This is a genomic window from Treponema pectinovorum, assembly GCF_900497595.1.
GTDB lineage: Bacteria > Spirochaetota > Spirochaetia > Treponematales > Treponemataceae > Treponema_D > Treponema_D pectinovorum.
The window spans coordinates 77494-102058 of record NZ_UFQO01000004.1 but is presented as its reverse complement, the minus strand read 5'-3'; the positions used below and the strand labels follow the sequence as shown (position 1 = coordinate 102058).

Annotated in this window: 19 protein-coding genes; 9 read left to right on the top strand and 10 right to left on the bottom strand. The window is 36.8% G+C overall.

Going from position 1 to position 24565, the window contains the following annotated elements; all coding sequences use genetic code 11:
• The first annotated feature begins 12 nt into the window (after positions 1-12).
• From lepB to FXX65_RS07185, 4 genes are all read left to right on the top strand, one after another.
• Positions 13-531: a signal peptidase I gene (gene lepB / locus FXX65_RS07200; RefSeq protein WP_147615707.1), complete on the top strand. Its 519-nt coding sequence runs from the start codon at positions 13-15 to the stop codon at positions 529-531.
• Positions 528-2402: a penicillin-binding protein gene (locus FXX65_RS07195; RefSeq protein ID WP_147615706.1), complete on the top strand. Its 1875-nt coding sequence runs from the start codon at positions 528-530 to the stop codon at positions 2400-2402. Before lepB ends, FXX65_RS07195 begins: the two co-directional genes overlap by 4 nt.
• Entirely contained in the window at positions 2365-4218 is a 1854-nt protein-coding gene (locus tag FXX65_RS07190; protein ID WP_147615705.1) for a motility associated factor glycosyltransferase family protein, read from the top strand. Before FXX65_RS07195 ends, FXX65_RS07190 begins: the two co-directional genes overlap by 38 nt.
• A gap of 241 nt (positions 4219-4459) precedes the next feature.
• A complete protein-coding gene (locus tag FXX65_RS07185; protein ID WP_147615704.1) occupies positions 4460-5704 on the top strand; it encodes an HD-GYP domain-containing protein in 1245 nt (414 codons plus the stop codon).
• 167 nt (positions 5705-5871) lie between these two features.
• Here FXX65_RS07185 and FXX65_RS07180 read toward each other — a convergent pair whose 3' ends face one another.
• The 5 genes from FXX65_RS07180 to FXX65_RS07160 all read right to left on the bottom strand — a co-directional run bounded on the left by FXX65_RS07180 (position 5872) and on the right by FXX65_RS07160 (position 13517).
• Positions 5872-6639 (bottom strand): aldo/keto reductase, encoded by a 768-nt coding sequence (locus tag FXX65_RS07180; RefSeq protein WP_147615703.1) that lies wholly within the window; start codon positions 6637-6639, stop codon positions 5872-5874.
• 133 nt (positions 6640-6772) lie between these two features.
• On the bottom strand, positions 6773-8266 hold the full coding sequence (locus FXX65_RS07175; protein WP_147615702.1) for a glycine--tRNA ligase: 1494 nt from the start codon (positions 8264-8266) through the stop codon (positions 6773-6775).
• A 117-nt stretch (positions 8267-8383) separates the two neighbouring features.
• Entirely contained in the window at positions 8384-9187 is an 804-nt protein-coding gene (locus FXX65_RS07170; RefSeq protein WP_147615701.1) for a TIGR02757 family protein, read from the bottom strand.
• A 152-nt stretch (positions 9188-9339) separates the two neighbouring features.
• Complete coding sequence (locus FXX65_RS07165; RefSeq protein WP_246104352.1) at positions 9340-12459, bottom strand: FlgD immunoglobulin-like domain containing protein; 3120 nt, start codon at positions 12457-12459, stop codon at positions 9340-9342.
• A 2-nt stretch (positions 12460-12461) separates the two neighbouring features.
• Positions 12462-13517, bottom strand: a complete 1056-nt coding sequence (locus tag FXX65_RS07160) for a hypothetical protein (protein ID WP_147615700.1) — start codon at positions 13515-13517, stop codon at positions 12462-12464.
• A 490-nt stretch (positions 13518-14007) separates the two neighbouring features.
• Here FXX65_RS07160 and FXX65_RS07155 point away from each other — a divergent pair, with 490 nt between their 5' ends.
• Together FXX65_RS07155 and FXX65_RS07150 are read left to right on the top strand one after the other, a co-directional pair.
• The gene (locus tag FXX65_RS07155) at positions 14008-14799 is read left to right on the top strand and encodes a helix-turn-helix transcriptional regulator (protein ID WP_147613790.1); all 792 of its coding nucleotides are present in this window, start codon (positions 14008-14010) and stop codon (positions 14797-14799) included.
• A 44-nt stretch (positions 14800-14843) separates the two neighbouring features.
• Complete coding sequence (locus FXX65_RS07150) at positions 14844-16370, top strand: DUF5312 family protein (RefSeq protein WP_147615699.1); 1527 nt, start codon at positions 14844-14846, stop codon at positions 16368-16370.
• A 65-nt stretch (positions 16371-16435) separates the two neighbouring features.
• On the opposite strand, the gene FXX65_RS07145 is transcribed toward FXX65_RS07150, so the two are convergent.
• The 3 genes from FXX65_RS07145 to FXX65_RS07135 form a co-directional block, all read right to left on the bottom strand.
• Positions 16436-17089: a methionine ABC transporter permease gene (locus FXX65_RS07145; protein ID WP_147615698.1), complete on the bottom strand. Its 654-nt coding sequence runs from the start codon at positions 17087-17089 to the stop codon at positions 16436-16438.
• Positions 17073-18104, bottom strand: coding sequence for a methionine ABC transporter ATP-binding protein (locus tag FXX65_RS07140; RefSeq protein WP_147615697.1), 1032 nt, complete (start codon positions 18102-18104; stop codon positions 17073-17075). The genes FXX65_RS07145 and FXX65_RS07140 overlap by 17 nt, the downstream gene beginning before the upstream one ends.
• Positions 18105-18189: 85 nt before the next feature.
• The gene (locus tag FXX65_RS07135; protein ID WP_147615696.1) at positions 18190-20976 is read right to left on the bottom strand and encodes a DUF4573 domain-containing protein; all 2787 of its coding nucleotides are present in this window, start codon (positions 20974-20976) and stop codon (positions 18190-18192) included.
• Between the two features lie 166 nt (positions 20977-21142).
• Here FXX65_RS07135 and FXX65_RS09765 point away from each other — a divergent pair, with 166 nt between their 5' ends.
• From FXX65_RS09765 to FXX65_RS07125, 3 genes are read left to right on the top strand one after another with little or no spacing between them, the layout of a single operon-like run.
• Positions 21143-21799 (top strand): HflX-like GTP-binding protein, encoded by a 657-nt coding sequence (locus FXX65_RS09765; protein ID WP_246104351.1) that lies wholly within the window; start codon positions 21143-21145, stop codon positions 21797-21799.
• On the top strand, positions 21774-22415 hold the full coding sequence (locus tag FXX65_RS09760; protein WP_246104363.1) for a GTPase: 642 nt from the start codon (positions 21774-21776) through the stop codon (positions 22413-22415). Before FXX65_RS09765 ends, FXX65_RS09760 begins: the two co-directional genes overlap by 26 nt.
• Before the next feature lie 5 nt (positions 22416-22420).
• Positions 22421-22906: a flagellar basal body-associated FliL family protein gene (locus FXX65_RS07125; RefSeq protein ID WP_147615695.1), complete on the top strand. Its 486-nt coding sequence runs from the start codon at positions 22421-22423 to the stop codon at positions 22904-22906.
• A gap of 20 nt (positions 22907-22926) precedes the next feature.
• Here FXX65_RS07125 and FXX65_RS07120 read toward each other — a convergent pair whose 3' ends face one another.
• Positions 22927-23916, bottom strand: a complete 990-nt coding sequence (locus FXX65_RS07120; RefSeq protein ID WP_147615694.1) for a M23 family metallopeptidase — start codon at positions 23914-23916, stop codon at positions 22927-22929.
• A gap of 21 nt (positions 23917-23937) precedes the next feature.
• Positions 23938-24537, bottom strand: coding sequence for an SAM-dependent methyltransferase (locus FXX65_RS07115; RefSeq protein WP_147615693.1), 600 nt, complete (start codon positions 24535-24537; stop codon positions 23938-23940).
• Positions 24538-24565 lie beyond the last annotated feature (28 nt).

Below are 24565 nucleotides of genomic sequence, written 5' to 3'. Positions count from 1 at the left end.
TATTAGAAAAAGATGTTACGCAGAGAACTTTCAAATTCAACTAAATCTTCTATTTTTATAATCTGTTGTGGTATTTTTGCTGGTTTTATATTAAAACTCTTTGTAATAGATTTTTTTCGCGTTTCTGGCAGATCTATGGAACCTGCAATTCACGATTCTTCAATGCTTGTAGTAAATAAATTGTCTTACGGAATAATAAAACCGTGGTCAAATCATCTGCTTATTCAATGGAAAAAGCCAAAAGTTGATGATGTTGTAATCTATCTTTACAACAACAAAATAGTTGTAAAAAGAGTTTTATCGACAGAAGGTCAATTACTGGAATATTCAGATGAACCATTATATACTTTAAAAGCTGGTGAAAAAATCGTTCCACTTACAGAAAATCAATACAAAACATTCAAAGATATTCAAAAAGTTCCAGAAGGCTATGTGCTTGCGATTGGCGACAACTATGAAGAATCTATGGATTCAAGAGATTACGGTTTTGTTTCAGTAAAAAATGTGCTGGGCAAAGTTTTATGCAAATGAACGGATATTTAAAAAAAAGACGAATTTTTGTACTTTATATCCTCTTAGCGATTTTTGTCCTTTACGTATTCTATAACTATGCAGTTTTGGCGTTTTCAAAATCAAAAGAAATTGCCCCTTCCACGCAAAGCGTCCAAAGAGGCTCAATTTTAGACAAAAATGGAAAGCCCCTTGCAGTTCCAACAAATTTCTACCACGTAGGTCTTACGCCTGCTTCTATAAAAGATTTAAATTCTTTTGTTGACCTTTTTGCTCCAGTTTTGCAGATTGACAAAAACGAACTTGCTGCAACCATTACAAATTCAAAAAATTCTCAATTCATCTATATAAAGAAAAAAATTGACCAAAGCACTTACGAAATTTTAAAAGAGATTACCGACAAAAACTCTCTAATATCCAGTGTTCGTTTTGATAAAATTCAAGGGCGAATATATCCAGAAAACAGTCTCGCAAGTCAAGCGATTGGTTACATGGGTAACGACGGAGTTGGACTTTCGGGAATTGAATACACACAGCAAAATCTCCTTTCTCCACCTGCAAAGGCGGATTCAAAACCTGTAACTTCTGGAAAAAATGTTTACCTGACTATCGATGCGAATCTTCAATTTAAACTTGAAAAAATTGCAAAAAATGCGATGGAAACAACTCAAGCGCAGAGTTTAATGCTTGTAGCTGCAGAAGCAAAAACTGGCGAAATTCTTTCATACATATCTTTGCCTTCTGCAAACCTAAACGAATACACAACCGCAACCACACAAGAGATGAAGGACAGACCTGCGACAGAAAGTTTTGAACCTGGTTCTGTTTTTAAAATATTTTCTATCGCATCGTTTTTTGACAGCGGTGCTATAAGGGCAGATGAACTTTTCCATTGCGATGGTGTTTACGAAAGAAGAACTCAAAGCGGCGAGCGAATACGTATAACCTGTCTTGGCCACCACGGCGATATAAACGCAAGAGATGCCCTAAAATATTCCTGCAATGATGCACTTGCACAGATGTCGGAAAAAATTGAAAGCGAACAATTTTTGGCTCGCATAAGGCGATTGGGTTTTGGCTCAAAAACTGGAATAGAGTTACCCGGAGAAACCGCAGGATCTGTTCGTAGCACTAGCGACAGATTTTGGTCTGCGCGTTCAAAGCCAACGATTGCAATAGGACAAGAAATTTCTGTAAGCGCCTTGCAGATGGTTCACGCTTCAACAGCAATCGCGAACGGTGGATATCCTGTTCAACTCACCTTAATAAAAAAAATAACTAGTCCCGAAGGCGTTGAAGAATATGTTCATACCTCTACACCACAAGAGCGCGTATTCAGCGAAAAAACTGCAAGGTATATTTTGGATTGCATGCAAACCGTTGCAGAAAGCGGAACAGGTTCAAGGGCAAATTTAAAAGATATTTCAATCGGTGTAAAAACAGGAACAGCACAGATGGCTGACACCGTAAACGGTGGTTATTCAAAAACGGATTTTATTTCAAACTGTATAGCGATTTTTCCAGTAGAAAACCCAGAAATAATTCTCTACATCGTAATTGAAAAAGCAAAGGGAGAAACCTATGCAGGAAGAATCGTTGCCCCTGTTATTGCAGAAGCCGCAAGCGTGATAATAGACCACCTTGGCTTAAGCAGAGGCGGAGCAACAAGCCTTTTGCATTCGGGACTTATAAAAATCGAAAATGACAAAGAAATTAAAATCGGAAAAACCATTCCAGATTTTACAGGACTTCCAAAACGAAGTTTGCTGCAACTTTTAAACAGGAATGATATAAAAGTAAAGATAAGCGGAAACGGTTGGGTAAAATCACAGGTGCCACAGGCAGGAGAGCCGTTTGTTGAAGGTATGGAAATTGAACTCTTTTTGGAATAAAAACATAGAATTTTTTTTTGAAAGATTTTCAGCCCTTGCAAAACGCTTTTCAATCGAAAACGAACCAGACGACGACTATTTCAGTTTTTTAGAAATTTTACCTTCAAAAAAAGGAATTCCAACTGCAAAAGAGGACGGAAAACTCCTTCATTCTTTTTACGATCCTCAAAGAGAAGCTCAAGGCGTAGTAAACGAAGCAAAAAGTGAAAATATAAGAGCAGTTGCTTTTTTTTCGATGGGGCTGGGATACTCGCCATTAGAATGGGCAAAAAACTTTCCAGAGGATGCGATAATAATCGTTGAACCTTCCGCCAGACACTTTTTCTTAGCATTCAAATACACAGACTTGACAGAATTATTTAAACACAAAAAACTCATACTTTTGATTCAAGCAGGCATAGAAGAAGCAAATTCCATCATAGAAAACACAGAAGGTTTTTCCCATACAGCAATAATCGAAAACACTGCGCAATCTTTGCATGCAAAGGATTATTTTACAGCCTTAAAAAACTTAATCCAAAGAAACAAAAAAAAAGTTGAGTTGAATAATTCAACGTTAGAAAAATTTTCAAAACTATGGCTTAAAAATAGTTGTAAAAACATAAAGGATTTTTCACTTTTTGAAGGGATAAACATATATGAAAACCTCTGTCCAAAATCGCTCGATGCGATAATCATAAGCGCAGGACCTTCGCTTTCAAAAGTGCTTCCTCATCTAAAAGAATTAAAAAAGCGATTTTTGTTGATTGCTGTTGATACAGCATTAAGAGCTTGCCTAAATGCTGGCGTAGAACCAGATTTTATACTTTTAATCGACCCGCAATATTATGCATTCAGGCACATAGCAGGTTTAAAGAGCGCATCCAGCGTCTTAATACTTGAATCCGCAGCATATCCGCCTGCATACAGATTTTTATGCAGAAAAAAAGTCCTTTGTTCTTCGCTTTTGCCACTTGGAAAATATTTTGAAAGCAAATTGGGGAAAAAAGGAGAATTAGGAGCCGGTGGTTCAGTTTCCACAAGTGCCTGGGATTTTGCAAGATTTATAGGTGCAAAAAACATATACTGTGCAGGTCTCGATTTAAGTTATCCTCAGCTTGAAACGCATATAAAAGGTTCTTTGTTCGAAGAAGAAACTCACAAAAAAAGCACGCGATTAAATAATGCAGAAACAAAACTTTGCTCATATCTTTTAGCTGCAAACACTCAAACGGCAAAAGATTACGACGGAAACGAAGTTTTTACAGACGATAAAATGAAGATGTTTGCCTGGTGGTTTGAAAGCCAAACTCAAAAATATCCAGAAATTCATTCATATTCGCTTGCTTCAAATTCTCTAAAAATTCCAGGATTTAAGTTTTGCACGATTGATGAACTTTTAAAAAAAGAAGAAAAACTCGATTTAAAAAAAGAATTTTTTAACTGTGAAAAAATAACCGACAAAATCTCGCAAAAAAAAGAACTGTTTGAAAATACTTTATCTTCTCTTAAAAATGGGTTTAAAGAACTTTACAGCCTTGCTCAAAAAGGAATTGAAATTTGCGAAAAAGTATTGTCCTTGAAAAATGTAACAGAAAACGAACAAGTTCAAGCGCAAAAAGAACTGCAAAAAATCGATTCAAAAATTATGAATTCAACTTTTAAAGAGGTAGCAAGCTTAGTCTTTCCAACAGAAAAAAAACTGAACGAAATTTTAGAAAAACAAACATTTCCTAACGATAAACCTGGCGAAAAAACAAAATCCGCATTTTTCCAGTCAAAAATAATCTATGAACTTTTAAAAAAATCGATAAGCGAATATCAAAAATATCTGTAAAATCATCTAAAGAAAAAATCTGCCTTGTCGATAATTTAAATGTCTTTAGAAAAATCAGGGCGTAGGGTAAATTTTTACCCAAACATCCAGTCGCCCTGAAAAAGACAAATCGCCGCATATTCATAAAACGGCTCTCCATGTTAAGAAGAGAAGAAAAGTGTAAGTTTTCTTCTCTTTTTTTATCTTTAATTTAAACTTAACAAATTGGAGATTTTGGACGATAATCTAAGTGGAGAGGTTTATGAACTCGTTTTCAGTAGCATCATTACAGGATAATTCTTTTTTTTCACAAGATTTAGTCTTAGATAACCAGTTTATTCTTCTAAACTCAAGTTGTCCTTTCACAAATTCCTTAAGAAAAGCACTTTTGGAATGGGACTTTAAACTCGTATATTCAGAAGGTTCGCAAGGTATTCAAGCAACATCTGCCCCAGTTTCTACAGATTTTGAAAATGTGGATATTGACAACGTTGGACCACAAGAAAAAGAAAATAAAACTGAAGAAATGGGCAGTTCTGTAAAAAAAGTTATAGAAAAAGCACACTCGGCTTTGGCGAATAATGAAAAATCCAGAATGGCTGTAGTCCAAACCATCTATAACGAATATATGAACTACATAACAGCGGTTTATACAAAATATGCTACGCATAAGACCTTAAACTATGAAGATTTATGCGAAACCGTAAAAGAGCTCTGCGTTTTTATAAAAGAAAACAGACGCTATGTTCTTAGAATAAGTCCAACTCAAGATAAAATTTCAAAAAACTATCTTATAAGCCACAGCATGCGTTCAACAGTTATAGCGATTGTAATTGGATTGCAACTTTCTATGCCACTTTCCAAACTCGTAGACCTCGGAATAACTTGCATCCTGCACGAAATCGGGCAAATCAGACTTCCTCCACAACTCTACATGACAGACAGAATCCTTTCTCCAGCAGAAAAAGCAAAACTTGCAACGCACGCAGTTCTAGGTTTTAACATTGCAAAAGAAAACAATTTTCCAGGTCAAATCCAAATGGGAATTTTAGAGCACCACGAAAGGGAAAACGGCACTGGTTATCCAAGAAAACTCTCTGGCAACCAGATAGACATTTTTGCAAAAATTATCGGCGTTGCCTGCTCATTCGAAGCGATTACCGCCCCACGACATTTTAAACAAGCTCGTTCAAGTTACGACGCAATGATAGAAATCCTTAAAAACGAAGGCAAACAATTTGACGACACAGTCATAAAAGCGCTTCTCTATTCTCTTTCTCTCTTTCCCATTGGTGCATATGTTTATCTTTCTAACGGAAAAATCGGTCAAGTTACAGATGTAAATCCTAACTCTCCGGGCAATCCGCTGGTTTCGATATTGGGAGAATCCGATTCTTTCGGCAGAACACTAACCGTACAAAGCGACAACGGCACAAACAAAATCGTTCGTGTTTTAAACAAAAAAGAATCGGCCGATATTCTGCAGCAGTTCAATTTGAGTAAATAGCTAAATAAAAAAATTGATTTTGTATATTTTATGGGTGGCTTTTTGCTAAAGCAAAAATCGGGCTTTGCGTGGTTTCGCTCCCGCTCCATTGGCTACGCCAACGGCTTTGCCGCCACTCCAATCCCTGCCACACAGGAGGTGTGGCTTAAAAATAAAAAATAACTTTACTAATTAAAAAAGTTTCTGGCTTTTTCTATTTCTTCCAAAAATTTGGAATCTATGTTTGGAGGATTTTCTGCAAAGTACAGAATCTGTCTCAATTCTTCGCTGCTGTGGGCTCCCCAAACGGGAACTGCATAATCGAACTGGCAAAAAAATCCCAGTGCAAGCGGAATATCCTGTATTACGCCTCCACACAAGGGCTGCATAGCAATAAAACCAAGATTTCGTTCTTTACAGTCAAATACCAGTTCCTGAACTTCTTCGGGGCAAAGCATATTAAAAGGATATTGCAAGGTCTCCCAAGGACCATCGCTGTTTATAAGTTCGCGTGCAATTTCAAAATTTTCGGTACAAATCCCTAAATGATGTATTATGCCGTTGGTTTTTAATTTTTGAAGCAAGTCAAAAACTTTATCATCTATGCCTTGTTTTGGTAAACAGCTGGAAACATCAAGTTGATATAAGTCGATATAATCTGTCTTCAACGCTGCAAGGCTTAACTCTACATCTTTTGCTATTGCTTGTGCTGTAAGCGATTTTGTTTTTGTTGCAACATAGATGTCTTTTCTTATTGAACCGTGCAAAGCGCTCCCAAGGCGTCGCTCGCTTTCTTCGCTCATGCGCGCTGTATCAAAAAAATTGATTCCCGCCTCATAAGCCTGCTCTATCATCTTTGTTGCAGACTCGTCATCTGCAATATTTTCGAGTGCCATTGCACCAAGCGCCGTGCGGCTTACGAGAAGATTTGACTTGCCTAAAAGTACATAATCCATAGCGATTTTCTCTTTGGGGTTTTAGGGGCGAGCTGACTTTTACTGCGCCCCTAGGAGAAGGGGGTGTGTGAGCAACGAAGTGCGAACCAGGGGGAAGGCTTCCCCCCTCACCCCTTTCTAAAAATTCAATTTTTTATTTGCGCACAACCGGCTTGTAATTTTTTATTGCGTTAAAAAGGAAAGTATGCAAATCCTGAAGTTTTACCCGTTCCTGCTCCATTGAATCTCTAAAGCGAACGGTTACACTGTTGTAATTTGGATTTTCTGAGCCGTCATCATTTTTTTCGTTGATTGTTTCGTAGTCAACGGTTACACAAAATGGTGTTCCAATTTCGTCCTGTCTGCGATAGCGTTTTCCAACTGTGCCTGAAACATCAAAATCTGTAACAAAATCTTCTTTTAAAAGATGCTGAATCTCTTTTGCTTTTTCTGCAAGTCCGTCTTTTTTCATGAGTGGGAGAACTGCAACTGTAACTGGCGCAAGGCGTGGATCTAAATGCAAAACGGTTCTGTAATCTTCCTGTCCGTCTTTGCCAACATTTTCTTCTTCGTATGCTTCGCACAAGAACATAAGGAAATTGCGGTTTAAGCCAGCAGAAGTTTCTATTACATAAGGAATATATTTTTTGTTTCCGTCGTCCTGGTCGATATACGACATATCTTTTTTTGAATATTCTTGATGTTGAGAAAGGTCAAAATCCGTGCGCGAATGAATTCCTTCGACTTCTTCAAAGCCGATTGGAAATTTATATGTTACATCGTAAGCGTCTTTTGCATAGTGGGCGAGTTTGTCGTGCCTGTGCCATTTTAAGTGGTCTTCTGCAATGCCGTATTTTAAATAGAATGCCCAGCGGTCGTTTCTCCAGCGTTCAAAAGTTTCATCTTCTGTTCCTGGCTTGCAAAAATATTCCATTTCCATCTGCTCAAATTCGCAGGTGCGGAAGATGAAATTTTTAAATATGATTTCGTTGCGGAACGATTTTCCAACTTGTGCAACTCCAAAAGGAATTTTCATCCTATTTGATTGGACGATGTTCTTAAAATCTGTAAAAATTCCCTGACAGGTTTCTGGACGAAGATAGATTAAATGAGAGTCGTCTGCAATTGGCCCTTGATATGTTTTGAACATCAAGTTGAATTCGCGAACTGCTGTGTATTTACGATTTTTTGAACCGCAGGTTGGACAGTTGATATTTGCATCGATAAATGCCTTCATTTCTTCGTGGCTCATTGTGTCCACAGGTTTTTCTGTAGCCTTGTCTGGATTTGCTGCGATAAAGTCTTCAATCAATTTGTCGGCACGATGGCGAGCATTGCATTCAAGGCAGTCTACCATTGGGTCTGAAAAATGGTCGACGTGTCCAGACGCTTTCCATGTTGTGTGATGTTGAAAAATTGCAGAATCCAAACCGACAACATCATCGTGGAGTTGAGTCATTTCTTTCCACCATGCGTTTTGAATATTTCTTTTAAAATCGACTCCCAATGGACCGTAATCCCACGCACCTGCTTGTCCACCGTAAATCTCGGAAGCTTGATATACAAAGCCTCTTCTTTTGCAAAGTGAGATAATTTTGTCCAATGTGCATGCATGAACGTCAACAGCAACCTTTTCGTCTTTAGCCATAATTTACCTACCGTAAAAATCAATGATGTGTAGGATTGTAGCACAAATCATTTTTTAAGAAAATAAGAGCCTTGAGCTGTTGCATATATGTTGAGGATTTTACATTGAGGATTATTTTTAATTCTCGGTTTTGTTACGCTCTTCGTCAACGCCAAGACCAAAAAGCGCAAAATCCGCTCGTGTAGGGTCGCCTGGAAAATATTTTTCCATAACATTGGTAAGAGATATTGCAGTTTTTAAATTTGCGCCAGGAATTTTTCCAGAAGGAGTTTGCTGCAAAAATCCAAATCTTACCGCTTCCTGCATCACATGTGTGTCTAAGGGGAGCAAAAGTTTTGATTTATCGTACCAGGTCCAAAGTCCCAAATCCACTGGAGAAGAAGTCCGCACCATCCAGCGCAAAAACATGTTCAATTTTTTTGCAGCCGCTCCTTTAGAAACGCTTATGAGCGAACATTTTTCTGTAAACTCTGCACTTAAGACTTGATGAAGAAAAATCGTTTCATTTTTTTGAGTACAAGATTTTTGCCATTTTTTTTCAAAATAAGAACCGAGATTCGTATTTTCTCTTAGAATTTTTTGAAGGCTTTTAAAAAACACATTCATATCATTAAAGGTGTACATTCTGTAAAAAGAATTTGCTGTTTTAGGAAAATGAATTTCAAAATCGCCGTCTAAAATCCACTGCACAGGCTTTTTTTCGGCTTTTTTCATCATATCTAAAATTGTTTCTACATGAGAAAGAATCTGCTCTCGCCTGCCAAATGCAAGGTTTGCAGCGATAAATGCAATGATTTGTGCATCTTCATTTTCGCCAGAGTTTTTAAGATAGCGGTGCATAAACTTTGAAGGGTCTTTGTCTAAAAATGCAGGATTTTCGTATTTGTCTGCAAGCAAAATCAAGCGTTCTTTTAATTCCATACGAGCGATTTTAGCAAAAACGGCAAGCAGATAAAAGCGAAAATTGCAGGAGAAAATATGAGAGAAAATTATGAAAGAAAAAGATGCGAACAAAAAAACTGCCCCAAAAGCAAAGCTGATGGAGCAATCAATTTTTTATTTTTGTTTTTGACTTATTTATTTAAGATGAACTCTACGCGTCGGTTTTTCCACCAGTTGTCTTTGTCGCTCCTTGCAACTACAGGCTGACTTCCTCCGCGCCCAACAGCTGTCAATCGGCTTGAATCAACTCCGTGTTTTTTAAGCTCATTTTTTACAAAATCCGCCCTTTCCTGCGAAAGTGGTTTTAGAGCTTTTCCGTACTGCGTCGTATCCTGATTTTCTTCGGTTTCTGTTCCAGAAACATTGTTTGCATGTCCTTCGATTGTAACCGTGTAGTTTTTAAATTTATTCAAGACTTCTGCAATTCTCTTTAAAACTCTTTCGTTGTTATCGCGCTGAGCTGCGGTTATTCCGCCCTTAATTTCGCCTTCAGTTTTAAAGTCTGCTGCATCGGAACGGAATATTATAGACGGAACTGCCATCTTTAAGATGTCGCCCAAGCGAATCACCAAAACATCCACGCCGATTTTACCTTCAACTCGGCTTGTCATTCCAAGTGTGTCTGTAACTACAAATACGTAAGGATAGTCCATTGCAGATTGAACCAGTTCGCCATTGTTTCCGCGTCCATCCCAAACGATTCGCTCTGTTATGGTAGATTTGCCGCTTACAGACCAGAATGTTTTTCCGTTTTGAGGGTCGTTTATTTGGAATGACCAATTTTTTAGCGGAACTGCACTGTTTCCCGTGAGTTTTATATAAAGGTCATCATCTTCGCCGTCGTTATCAGGAGAAAAATAGCGAGGATAAGTGTCTACCCTTGCGATTGGTGGAGTAACTGTGCAGATGAATGCTGAAGAAACCGCGTCGAGTGTATTTCCTTTTTCGTATTGCAAAGAAAGGTTACCTGTAAACGCACCTTCGCTTATCTTTCCAGAAGAATCTGTTCCGTCCCAATTTATTATTGCAGGTAGGTCTTTTGAATCCGCATTTGTCCACTGGCGAACAACTTTGCCTTCTGCACTTACAATGCTGAACTTCCATTCAGAAATGCCTTCTGCAAGACTTGTTCTGATTGTAAATTTTTGAATATCAAAATTTCCATCCCCATTAGGAGAGAATGCATCCAAATCAGTTGTAACATACGCTTTTGTTTCTCTGCTATCAACTTTTATTTCATCAATTTCTGCTGAAGCCTTGTTACCCGCCGCATCGATGCTTGCAAAAGAAAGTTTATAACTTCCGTCTGCAACCTTGTTCCCGCTTTCGTCCGTTCCGTCCCACTCAAAAGAAGGAATTTGTCCTTTCCATGCAAAAGTCTTTACGATTTTGTTTTTTGAATTTGCTAAAGTTGCAGTCCATTTTTCCTCGTTAGAAGATTGCACCTTTACAGGCAAAGTGTCCTTGTTTCCGTCGCCATCAGGAGAAAATAAAGTATATGGAACAGAAACTTTGATTTGAGGCGCAACAGAATCCATTTCAAAAATCTGGCTTACAGCCGAAGCCTTAGAACCGTTTGTAGATTCCGTTTCCAGAATTGCGCTGTAAAGTCCGTCAGAAAGTCTGCTTCCAGAAGAAGAAAGTCCATTCCAAGAAATTTGAGCAGGCAAAGCTTTTTGAGCAGCAGCAGACCAGACAACTGTGCCTTTTTCATCCCTTACGCTCAAGGAATATTTAGAAACTGTGCTACCAGATTTTACAACAGGTGTAAATTTTATAGCCGAATTTGCAGGATTAAATGCTGCAGGGCTTACTGTAAGCAAAAGTTCTGTCTTGCTGGTGTCGAGCGCAACTTTTTGAGAAGAAATTTTTGCAGAGTTTCCAGCTAAATCGCTTGCTTCCAAAACGTAAGTATAAAAACCATCTTTTGCAAGCACATTTGAAGAATCAAGTCCGTCCCAAGTGATTTTTTCTGGAAGGAATGAGCCAAACTCAAAAACTTTTACGATTTTTCCATCAGAACCGTAGATTGTTCCTTTCCAATTTTCAACAGGACTTCCAGAATCCGCCGTTGTAACTTGAGTTATAGAAAGATAATCCAAATTTCCGTCGCCATCTGGAGAAAAAGTCTGATTTTCTGCATTAACCCTTGCAACAGGCGGCGTTACATCGAGCATAAATACAGGAGAATTGATTGGGGAAGTTTCAAAACCATTTAAGTATTTTGCAACAACCTTTGCCGAATAATTGCCTTCTGCAACGAGTTTTCCAGAATCATTTTTTCCGTCAAATTCAACGCTTGCAGGCGGATTTTCGTTTCCAGAATAGGTTCGAACAGCAGAGCCATTTTTGTCTTCTATCATTACAGACCAAAAAACAAGAGCATTTCCAGTTTTTGCCCTATCTGGAGCTGGAATTTTAACATCAAACAAAACTGTATCATTTACGCCATCGCCATTTGGAGAAAAATAGCGGCTTCCGTTTAGAGTTATGTTTGTCGCAGGTTTTTCGGCAGAATAGATTATGTTAGAAATTACAGCAGGATTTGAAACATTGCCCGCTCTGTCGGTTGCACTGACTTTGTATGAATAGATTCCGTCCTTTACGAAGTTCCCGTTGTCGTCTGTTCCCGACCAATCAAATTTTAATGGTTCACTTTGGGTCCACTTGTAAGTTCTAACAGCGTTGCCCACAGAATCTGAAAATATTCCTGTCCACAAATCTTCTATCGAACCAGATTGTTTTATTGCAAGAAGTGATTTTGCGCCCTCGCCAAAAATCTTAGCATCCGATGAAGGTTGCACCAATTCAATCTCTGGTGCTGTATTGTCAACTATTACAGAAAGAGGACTTGTTGAAGCAGAATTCCCGTTGTCGTCGGTTGCCTTAAAATAATAATAATAGGTTCCATCTGGAGCGGTCATACCGTTTTCCATAACTCCATTCCAGATAACAGTTTCTGGAACAGTAACTCCTGTTTTTGGAGTTATCAGTTGTTTAAAGAAATTTTTTAAGCCGATTTTTTCTGGCCGCTTTTCTTTGTTGCCAATAGTTCTTACAATTTCGCCTTTTTCATCAGTTACTACGAAACTCCATTCGCTTACGTAACGTCTTTCTTTTATCTTGATAGGAACTTCTAAAACATCTTTAACTCCATCATTGTTAGGAGAGATGTAAACGGTTTCCTTTTCTGCAAAAATTGATGCCGCCAATAAAAAAATTGCTGGCACAAAATATATTTTTTTCATCATCATTATTCTCCCCAAAGAATTATCTCAGGAGCCTGAGTATCTTTTAATCCAAGGTTAAGTTTTGCACCTGCACTAACGGCGTTTACATTTTTGTAAAGATTCTTATATGCTGTGCTAACTGTCATTTCGCTTTGAGCCCAGCCTTTGTTTGCAAGCACAGAGCCATCTTTTGAATTAAATATGAATTTACAGCTCAAGCCAAAAGAAGGCATGAGATTCTTTTTTCCATTTGAAAATTCTTGAACATCGTATTCCCAGGAAGAACTCAATCTTACAAAATCAAAGAACATAAATTGAATTCCTGCATCAAACACAAAATTCTTAAATGATGGAAAAGAAAAATCTAAACTTGCGCCTATGTCAAAATTTGAAGAATCAAAAATGGTTGCTGCCGCACCTAACTTAAAAGTTGCCAAAGCTGGCCAGTCAGATGCGTAACTTACAGAAGAATCGCTTTTTATTCCAAGAATATCTGTATTTTTAAGAGTTTTGCCGAGATTCAAAACGGATGCTCCAAAACGCAAATCCTTCATAAAATATAAATCGCCATATCTGTAAAGCGCACCAAGATTTATGCCACCAGTCCAGTCAGAATTATATCCGTAAAAAACGCCCATATCCGCACTAAGCCCAACAGCAAGAAAATCCGTAATATCCTTAGCGACGTTTGCTGTAAAAGTAAAAGAATTTCCTAAGTGCATGTCATAAAATGGAACAAAAACGCCTTGCAACAAAAATGAAGAAACGCACCATCTTGAAGGAAGCAAAAGCCCGGCTTCAAAAGCGCTGCCCAAGTTTTTTCCAGAATCATCTTTGCCATCAAAAAGCATGGTTCCAGCAAGATTTAAAACTATTCTTTGCCCATAAGCGCTAATCGCAGGATTGTTGACCGAAGACTCGGAACTTACATTGTAGAATGCTCCTCCCGCAGCAGAACTCGCTTCTGTCAAAAGTTCTGGCGAGGATATCCTAAGCAAATTTTGTCCTCCTGCCGGCGGATTATATGCAAACAAATATGCAGAAACAGAGAAGACCGCCGCTACAATTATTTTTTTCATCATTAAATAAAACCCCCAGTGATTATTTTTTATGGCTAATAATATCCCATTTATATCAAAAAAGGTTAAGAGCAAAGCAGAACAGAAGCGAAAAACAAAAAAATTGTGTTTTATGAAAAATAATTTTGAGATATTAGAGATATAAAAAAATCAACCTGAAAAAAATTAACAGCAAATTCAAATTGTAGATTTTCTTCTAATAAAACAGGCAAAAAAAAGAAGGTTTCCATAACAGAAACCTTCTTTCAGATTGGAATTAACTATGAAAAGAAAAGTCCAATCTTAAAACTCTCTTCCGACAATGCCTGCCGAAATTTTTAATAGATTTAATAAATCTATCTCCTGATTGAAATTATACACGATTTAAGTTTATTTTCAACTTTTAAAACTAAATAAACCGATATTTATCCAAAGATACTAGAATTTTATCTGGAGTTAATGTAAATATATTTGTAATTAGAGATTTTGGATTTTTATTGCGAGCCGCCGTATGATAAAACACACAAAAAAAGAATTAAGGCTTTTTAAGATACTGGATATCCTAGGTGCTTTATTCCTTGCAATCGCTATTATAAATAATTTTTTTGACGGCGTTGATCATGCACCTTTTACATCGAGCATACTTTATCCGCATACAAATTTTATAGTTCCTGCCGTAAACATATTCTGCTTTGTTATGGCTATTGTGTATCTTTTATTTCCGTCGCAGATATGGATAATCTTTGCACTTTTTATGATTGAAGCCGTGCATCTTATGTCCACAGGATTTGAAACGGTTGGAATCATAATCTATATCAATTTTTTTGCGATTCTAAGCGCTTCTGGTTATGCAAAACGCCATTTTAAAATCAAAGCGAGCATTTTTGGCGGAATTCTAATACTCCTGCTTTCAAACATAATATATTCTTCAGGTTTTTATGATTTTTTCTATTATCTTGCGATGGCAATTTTTATGATAAGCTGCTACACAATTCTATATTACATGCTCTACGATAAATTGAATTTTTTGTTTAAGGAAATTGCAGTTCCCGATTTAAAATCCAGTTTAAAATTGCCAGAAAAAGGCTCAAATCTCAATTTAAAAAACTTTGGGCTTACACAAAGGCAAATTTCTTGCATTCATTACACTCTTAACACATCTTTTAGTTACAAAATGATTGCAGAAAAACTCGTAACCAGCGAATCCACAGTAAAAAAAGATATGCAAGATTTATACAAATTTTTTGGAGTAAAAAATCGGGAAATGCTCAGACTTCTTTTGTTGCAGTACAAAATCGTCTAATGCCTTAACTTGACAGATAAGCTTTAATTCTTCATATTTAAATCATGGCAAAATCACCAAAGATGTCTATTTTTAAAAAACTTTTTTCTTCTTTATTTGGTTCGAACGATCCAGAAGCAGATAAAAAACGAATGTTAAAAAAAATTGCAAAAGATCTTTCTCGCTCTGGTTATAAATTTTATAAAGCAGGTTCGGATCAAATTTTACCAGCCTTTGGTAAATTTTTTTATGAAGTATATAAAGCGATTTCGCCAGCACAAGTTTTTTTTAACGGACATCCAAATCCGAATTTTTACAAAAATATGGCGATTGAATTTTCGCTGTCGAAAAATCAACTCGAACTTTCAGAAAACCTTACAGAAGAGTCAATTTTAACGCTTGCAAAAAATATGCCTTTTGACAAATTAAAGGCAAAGTTAAAACAAGATTTTGAATCGTTTGCAGCGGAATTCGACATGGAAAAGATAGCGCAAATCGACGGATTATACTTAAAATTGCTCGCATTTAAAGCTTTTTGTACCTACGATTACTATTTTATGCTCAAAAAATTCGATTCTTCCATAAGAGAAGGCGAATTCAATCGTTCGCCAAAAATGGAATCTATCGAAGGCGCTTATGTCGCAGAAGATTTAAAAGATTTTGCGTCAATTCTATATTCGCTTCCTCTTGATCAGGATTGGAGCGATCTTATGAATATGTTCAAGTCTTCACGAGGTTCCGAGCCGATAAAACCTAATCAGTGGAACAAAATTGTGCAAAGATTGCGTTCTTTACGAGACAATCGCGTTTTTGACATGATGATACAGCTGATAACAAAAGACCCTTCATACGCAACAGATGTTACAGCAAAATCGGAACAGGTAATTGAATCGTATATAGAAAATATGCGCCAACAAACCGAAAATACCCTAAAAAAATTGGAGCGAGAACAAAAAAATTCAAAGATAGACAGCATCCTTACTCAGATTTTTAACACAAATTCCGTAGTGATTTTGCACCACTACACAGAAGGTGGAAGTGCGGCTTTTGAAAAAAAGGATTTGGGCGATTTTACTTATGCAAAACCTCTAAACTACTTAAAAGCGTTTTTGAACGAATTTGTAAAGCGTGATGTGCGCGAATATGCGGATTTGGTTTTAATCCGTGGAAAATGGGCAATGGCTCCTCTTTCCGCAGAAATGAGCAACAATTATCATGCGATGTTTGACGCTTCTGATAAAATAACAGCTTTTGATGACAAACTTGCAGAGGACAAAGAAGTCGGCACAAAATTAAAGACGCTTTTGCCACGTGCTGACCGCGACAGAGAAGCTAGAAACATAATAAAAACCATTTTAAAAGATACAAATTCGCTTGCACGCGAATATTTGGTGGAAACCACAAAAGCTATAATCGGTTTTGCGAAGACTCTAAAAGTTTTGATAGAAGACCACAAAAAGCAAAAACCAGAAATTCTTACAAACTGGAAAGAATTGGAGCGTTTTGCAGAACACCCAATAGATGAACTTGGAATAGAAGTGTATAAGAAAATGTATCTGCTTGCCCAACTTATGCAGGAATTTTTAGCATAGCTAAACAAGCAGAAAATCAGAAATTCACATTTTTTCAATTTTACAGAAAGAATTTCACCCTCGATTTATCGTTTTCGTAAAATTCTTTCAGCGATTTTTGTTCCGGCAAATTGAATAAGAGCAACCATAATTATTATGACTATTACAGACGCAATCATTATATCTGTTCTAAATCTTTGATAGCCATAGCGAATCGCAAGGTCTCCTAAACCACCGCCACCTAAAGTTCCTGCCATTGCAGAATAAGAAATCAAATTTATTATCGTTAAAGTTATTCCGCTAACAACAGAAGGCAAAACTTCTGGAATCAAAACCTTGTACACGATTTGCGTATTTGTAGACCCCATAGCACGAGCCGCTGTTATAACGCCTGGGTCTATTTCCAACATGGAAGATTCTATTACGCGAGCCACAAAAGGCGAAGCGGCAACGCTCAAAGGAATTATCGTTGCGGTAGTTCCAATCGCAGTTCCAAGCAAAAGTCTCGTTAAAGGAAGCATAACAATCATCAAAATTACAAATGGAAACGAGCGCAAAACATCGATTATCCGACTTAAAACCGTATTGAATACAGGCTTTGAAGTTATTCCTGTTGGACTTGTTATAAAGAGAAGAATTCCAAGCGGGAAACCGATTAAAACTGCAAAAACAGTAGAAAAAAATACCATCAGGAGAGTTTGGAGCGCCGAAACTCCAACAAGTTCAATTATCATTTCCATCTTTTTCAACCTCTACATCGTTTTCATTTAAAAAAGCGATCGCTTTTGATATTTCTTTTTCGTCACCAATAAAATCTATGAGCATAGTTCCAACTTTTTTTCCTTGCAAAGATTGAACTCCGCCTGCTCTAACGTTGTATTCAATATCAAATTTCTTTGCCATCTGACTTAAAATTGGCTCATCAGTTTTTTCGTTATTAAAATGAAGAGTGTACTTTCCGCCGTTTCCACTCCAACGCACAAAACCGTTTTTGCTTTCTTGCTGAGCCATATTTGAAATGTGTGCCAAAAAATCCTTTGTAATTTCTGTTTTGGGATGAAGAAAAATCTCTTCGACTTTGCCGAGTTCAACGATTTTACCTTCGCTAACAACAGCAACTTGAGAGCAGGCGTCGCGAACAACTTCCATCTGGTGAGTTATCATGACAACGGTCAAATTCATCTTCTTTTGAATTTCGCGGATTAAATTCAAAATCGATTGCGTTGTTTTTGGATCTAAAGCGCTGGTCGCTTCATCGCAAAAAAGAATATCTGGATTGTTTGCAAGCGCACGAGCAATGGCGATACGCTGTTTTTGCCCACCAGAAAGTTGACTTACAGGAGATTTTGCCCTATCGGCTAAACCTACGAGTTCCAAAAGCTCTGCCGTTCTTTTTTTTATTTCATTTTTTGGAACGCCACAAATCTCAAGCGGATAAGCGATGTTTTGCTCTGCATTTCGGCTCGAAAAAAGATTGAAATTCTGAAAAATCATTCCAATTTTTCTGCGGCGTTCAATCAATTCTTTTCCTTCCAAATTATCAACTCGAACTCCATCGTACCAGACTTCACCAAAATCGCATTTTTCAAGAAGGCTTATGAGACGAACAAGAGTTGACTTTCCGGCTCCAGATTTTCCGATTATTCCAAAAATTTCGTTTGAAGGAATTCTTAAGCTTACGTCGTCAATTGCGCGAACTTTTATATTGCCTTCGCTTTTGTATGTTTTTTTTAGATTTTTTAATTCTATAACCATAATTTTCCTTATCTGAAAAAGGATTATACTAAAAAATCACAAAAGTCCACAACAGAGATTTTTTAAAGATTTGTTAAAGATTTTTTTACTTCAAAACTGAATCTACAAGCTTTTTTAAATCTGTATCGAGTTTTTCTTTATAGTTTTCAGAATTTTTTGTGATGCTGTAAGTTCCGTCTGGGTTTTCAACTATCACATCAGGATTATCTTCCTGCAAATCTGTTATCTGATTATTTTTTGCAGCAAATAGCGTGAACAAGAAAGGACGACCTTCATTTGGATTTGAAAGATTTTCTACAATCTCTGAAGTTTCTAATTCTTCAAGAACTGACTCCTGCTCTGTTTGCTTTGCAAGTGCAGGCGTTTCTGTTTTTGCTGTCTGATTTTGCAACTCTACAGGCGGCTCTATTTTTTCTGATTTTTCTGTCTCATTTGGATGTGCTGGTTGTTCTTCAAATTCGTGAGTAAAAATTTCGTCATTATGATTTTTTTCTTCATCCAAAAATGAAAAATCAATCGCACTTACTTTAAAATTGTCGGCAAAATTTTCATTTTCTGTTTTTTCAACATTCACATTAGAAGGGGAACTGAATCCCACTTCTTCATGATATGCAAAGTCATCGTCCTGAGTTTGTAAAACTCTATTTTCAAGAAGTGTATCGTTGGCAGTTTTTGTTTTTTCTTCTGTCGTACTGTTTTTTTCATCAGTAAAATCGCCAAAGTCATCAAGAGAAATTTCTTCAAAGTTTTTGCCAGAAGGGACTTCCTTAGGTGGCTGTGATGTTTTTGTATCTTCAACTTCTTCGAGCGCCTCGTCATCGTCTGTATCTTCAACTTTTTCGAACGGTTCGGCGTCATCTACACTTTCTACTTCTTCAATATCCTCTGCGTCATCAAGTGGCTCTGCGTCTTCTACACTTTCAATTTCGTCAAGTGGTTCAACATCGTCTACATTTTCTACTTTGTCTGCTGGTTCAATTTCGTCTACATTTTCAATCTCTTCTACTGGTTCAATATCTTCAAGTGGCTCGACATTATCAACTTCTTCAACGGTGTCTGTATCTTCAAGTTCTTCTAGTGTTTCTACATCGTCTGCGTTTTCGACTTCTTCGAGTGGTTCGGCGTCATCTACACTTTTTACTTCTTCAATATTCTCTGCATCGTCAAGTGGCTCTGCTTCGTCTACGCTTTCGGCTTCTTCTAGTGGCTCTATTTCTTCAATGCTTTCAATTTCTTCAACGGGTTCTGCATCTGCGATGTCATCTACTTCGTCGACTGGTTCTGCATCTTCAACATTTTCTATTTCTTCGACAGATTTTGTGCTGTCTGCATTTTCCGATTTTTCAGGAATTGACTGCAAGGTCTTTTCTTGCGGAGCAGATTTTTCTTGCAACGAAAGTTTTAGTTTTTCACTGCCAAGAATTTCTTCGAGTATATTTTTTAATTCGACGCTATCAACAATCGCTTTGGTCTCGGAAGTTGCCTGAATTGTGCTCCCCAGCGCTAAATTTATTTGCGTCCAGTTTTTTTCCAAAAGGGATTCAACTTCTTTTTTATGCTTTTTGCCTCTGCGCCCAAGACTTCGTATAATTTCATCATTTAGTTCATTTTTCCGTGATGAAAAATCTTCAATCTTTTTTTCGTCATCAAGTTTTGAATTTACATATTCTTTTAAGAATTCTTTTTGGAACGAATTTATTTTTTCTTTTATAACAAAAATATCATCCTGTTTTAAATTGAAAACCAGGAAAATTATCAAAAACAAAGTGATGAACAAAATCGTAAGCAGTAAAATTCGAATTCCTGTGCTTATTTCAAAAATTTGTGAATCGTATAAAAGGCAAACAAAAGTTGAGTTATCTTCTAAAGGCTCTGCAATTTTTGTAAAGAGCGTAAAATCAAATTTGCTGGCCAGCCTTTCCTGAAGATTTTTTTGATTTCCCGTTGAATATTCGCTATTTTCTTCTATTTCGTCGATATTTTGATAGGAAGAATTCGTTTTATCCAAAAGAAAGTATTCGCCTGTAAAAACAATTTTTTCTTCGGAGATTTTTTCAATTCGATTTTTGCTCATCGCATCAGAAATTTTTTTCTTTGCTTCTTCTTTTAAAAAATCAAGGCCAGATTTTGAAAGAGCAAAATTTCTATAGGGAAGTCCAAAAATGTATCCTGCAAAATTCTCGCCAAGCGAAATATATTCCGCACTTTCCCTTTCGCTTAAAGTCAAAGCGTTCATAGAAAAAAGATAGCGAATAAAATCGTCTGGATTGCAATAAAAAACCGCAACAGCGCGTTCTGTGTTTAGTTCAAGGTTGTCTTTCCCAAACAGCGAAAATGAATACACGATGCGATTGCGAGAGGTGTCATTAAATATTTTATATTTTTGAATATCGGTCGGAAAAATTTTATCAAAAGGAATTTCATCCGCGTCATTTACCACATTTGAATAATCTTCGTAAATCACTTTTTTTAAATCGCGTTTTTTTATATCCGATTCAAAAGTGCTGTAATGCAGGCGTTTTCCGTTAGAGTCGATTATCCTGATTCCAAGCAAATATGGGCAACTAGAAAAAAGCCTTGCACATTCGCTTTCGCGTGAACGCACCTGCTCGTCTGTAGCCTGTGCTTTTGTAAACGAAAAAATGCTATCCTTTGCGACAAAAGACGAAAATCGTTGAATGAGAATGCTTTTATAATGTTTTTCCTGTTCTCCAAGTTCATTCAATCTCTGTTCAATCGGGCGCATAACGGCTGGCTGGTAAAATTTTGCTTCAATAAAGCCAAATCTTCCAGAAAGCACCAGAACAGAAAACACTGCAAAGGCGATTACAGAAATTAAAAGACTTAAAGAAAATTTATGACTTGAAGTCACGGTTTCTCCAAACAAATTAAAAATCGAGGATGAATTTTTATCTCTAATTTTTTATCAATATTAAAAAATTTTAAGAGATTATGCACCCTGTTCTATAGATTTTCGGCATTTTGACTTTCACAATTCACTTTTTTTGAAAAATAATTTATCCTTAGCCACATAAAAGATGATTGAAGTCCAAAAAGAAGAAAATCAAAAACAAAAAGCTCTCCTGGTTGGGCTTCCTGAAGTAGACCTTTATGAATTAGAGGGGCTTTGCAAAACTTTAGAAATTGAAGTTGCAAAATCGTTAAACTTATCCAAATTTGAACAATCTGCTACATACGGAATCGGAAGCGGAAAAGCACAGGAGCTTGCCGAACTTGCAAAAGTACTGCAAGCGGATTGCATCATCTTTGATTTTATCCTTGAACCAAGAAAACAGCGCAACTGGGAAAAACTTTGCAATCTTCTAGTCTTTGACAGGCAAGAAGTTATCCTCAAAATTTTTTCTAAACGGGCAAAGACAAAAGAAGCCAATCTACAAGTTCAACTCGCAAATCTTGAATATTCACTTCCGAGACTTGCACACATGTATGGTGAATTTTCAAGGCAACGCGGTGGTAATTACGGTTCAAAAGGAAGTGGCGAAACTCAACTTGAACTTGACAGAAGGCAAATCCGAAATAAAATCGCTTTTTTAAAAAAGGAAATAAAGCAAGTTGCACTCGAAAGAAAAACTCAAAAAAAGCGAAGAAAAAAAAACGCCCTGTCCAAGTTGTGCAATAATCGGTTACACAAATGCGGGAAAATCAACCTTGCTCAATGCACTTACAAGGGGTAATGTTTTTGCGGAAGATAAACTTTTTGCAACTTTAGATCCTACGACACGGCGAATGAACTTAAAGGAAGGTTCTTCAATTCTCTTAACAGACACAGTTGGTTTTATTTCAAACCTTCCGCACTCGCTTGTAAGTGCATTTAAATCGACTTTGGAAGAAGCAGCGGATGCGGATTTGCAGATTTTGGTTTTGGATGCAAGCGACCCAAACATATTTGAACAATATAAAACCGTAATAGAAGTTCTCACCCAAATTGGAGCAAATGATGTAAAACAAATTATAGTGTTAAACAAAATTGATTCTGTAGATTTTTCGAGTTTGCATGCAATAAAAATCAATACAGAATTTGAGAGTGCCATAAGAATAAGTGCCTTAAAGAAGACTGGTTTTGAAGATTTAAAACAAAAAATTTGCGACAGCCTTTTGGGCAGAGAAAGGCAACTTGAACTCCCTATAGAAAAAAGATTTCTCATAGAAGATATAAGAAAAAACGGCGTTATTTTAAGTGAAGACTGGCTGGAAGATAAAATCAAAATAAAAGCGCACCTAGGGCTTGAAGATGAAAAACAAAAAACAAACCGTCTGCTTGTCCTTTTAAAGCCGTATCTGATAGACTAAATTTAATGAGCCTGAATCGAATACTTTTTAAAATACTCATCGCAATTTTAATCTTTATTTTTTCTCTGACTGCGTATCTGATAATTTCAAAGCAGGCAGAACCTGGCAAAAATCTTGTAAGTGAAACGAAAAACACCACGCAAGACCAAGCGATATTTTTTCCTGCAAAGACAACAACGAAAAATACGCTCACATCTTTGGGGCAAATAAGGGCTTCTTCAAAACCTGACAAGTCTGGCAATAAAGCCGTAATAGTTTTGAATGCTTATCTTGAATATAAAGATGATGACATAGATTTTTACGAGGAATTGGATAAGAATATTTTTAAAATAAAAAATCTGATAAGTGAATATTTTTCTTCGTTTACAAAAGATGAACTAGCGGCAAAAGGCGAAGATAAAATAAATCAAGAATTGCTCAAGCGCATCAATTCGATTTTGGTTCTGCAAAAAATTCAAAAACTATACTTTGTCGATTATCAATTTTTGTAAAGTTTAAAAATCGTAATTTTTTAATTCCAGAGGTTTTGAGGATTTACCTGCTTTCCGTTTTTAAAAACTGTAAAATGAAGATGTGAGCCTGTGCTCAAGCCTGTGCTTCCCACATAACCTATTACGCTATCTTGAGTAACAGCTTGTCCGCGAACCGCTCTTATTGCACTCATGTGTCCGTACAAAGTTTTATATCCTGAATGGTGAGCGATTATCACATAATTTCCGTAAGTATTGTTAAATCCTGTTGAAGATACAACTCCGCTCATTGCGGCGTAAATTCTAGTTCCGTGAGGGCAGGCCATATCTACTCCACTGTGATAAGTTCTTGCACCTGTAAAAGGAGAAGAGCGCCAGCCAAATGGAGATGAAAGATACCAGCGGCTGTGAATCGGTTTTTTAAAAAGGTCGCCGTTTATTTCTTGCCTTGTAACCCAATCCAATTTTGCATCAGGAAGAAAAAGCATATTTCCGGCAGAAAAAATTGAATCCGAACCATTTCCATTCACAGCACAAAATTTTGAACTTTCTATCTTGTATTTTTTGCAAATCGACTCTACAGTTTCTCCATCTTTTCTAACAGTGTATAAAATTCCAGGTATTGAAGGGATTTTTAGATAGGTGCCAATCTGCAAAAGCCTTGAAGAGCGAATATTGTTTACAGAAATTATAGTGTCCTCGGTAACTCCAAAATCTGCGGCAATTACACTAATCATATCACCTTTTTTAACACGATACGATTGATATGATATTTCATTTAAAACTTCAAAATCTTCTTCTGCACTGGCATTTACATCTTTTTCTGTAACAGCAGGAAGACCGGGAGTTTCAAATCCTCCCTGCCCATTTTCGATAGTTTTTTTATTTTGAAAAATCAGACCAAAGGCAAGAACAACGCTTAATGTCGCTGCAAACACACAGACGCATTCAAGCGTCTTAAAACTAAAGAACTTTTTTATCAAAAAACTTGAAGAAATCTTTATTTTACTTTTGATGTCTTTAATCTTCATTTTTTTACCGTAAAAATATATCTAATTTTTTTTGTTTAATCCAATCAAGTAAGTTTCAAAACTTTCGGCACGGCAAGCTACAGGTTTAAATCCTCTTGCACTTTCAAAAATCTCTTTCATAGATTTTAAAAGACTTTGCTGGTCGCCATTTTGAAAAACCTTAACAATAAAATTGCCACCAGGTTTTAACATAGTCTGAGCATAATAGATTGCCATTTTTACAAGAGCCTGAGAACGCGCAGTGTCGACAATCCTGTTGCCAGTTGTTTTTGGTGCTGCATCGCAAACTACAAGGTCAAAAGGACCTTCATTTTTGATTGCAGCGCGAATTGCGTTATCGGTAAGATCTCCCTGAATAAAAACAAGATTATCGGCTTTTACATCTTTTGCAAGCAGATTCAAATCGCACGAAACAACCTTTCCAGTTTCGCCAAGAAACCGAAGCAAAAAAGTCGTCCAACTTCCAGGTGCGGCACCTAAATCGAGAACTGTAAAATTCTTTTTTAAAATATGAAATTTCTCATCTATTTCTTTTAGCTTATAAACCGAACGCGCGGGATAGCCTTCAGAAAACGCTTTTTGAGACCAAAAATCTGGTTTTTCATAACTATTCGATGCCATATAAGATTATCGGTCGAATTTAAGCAAA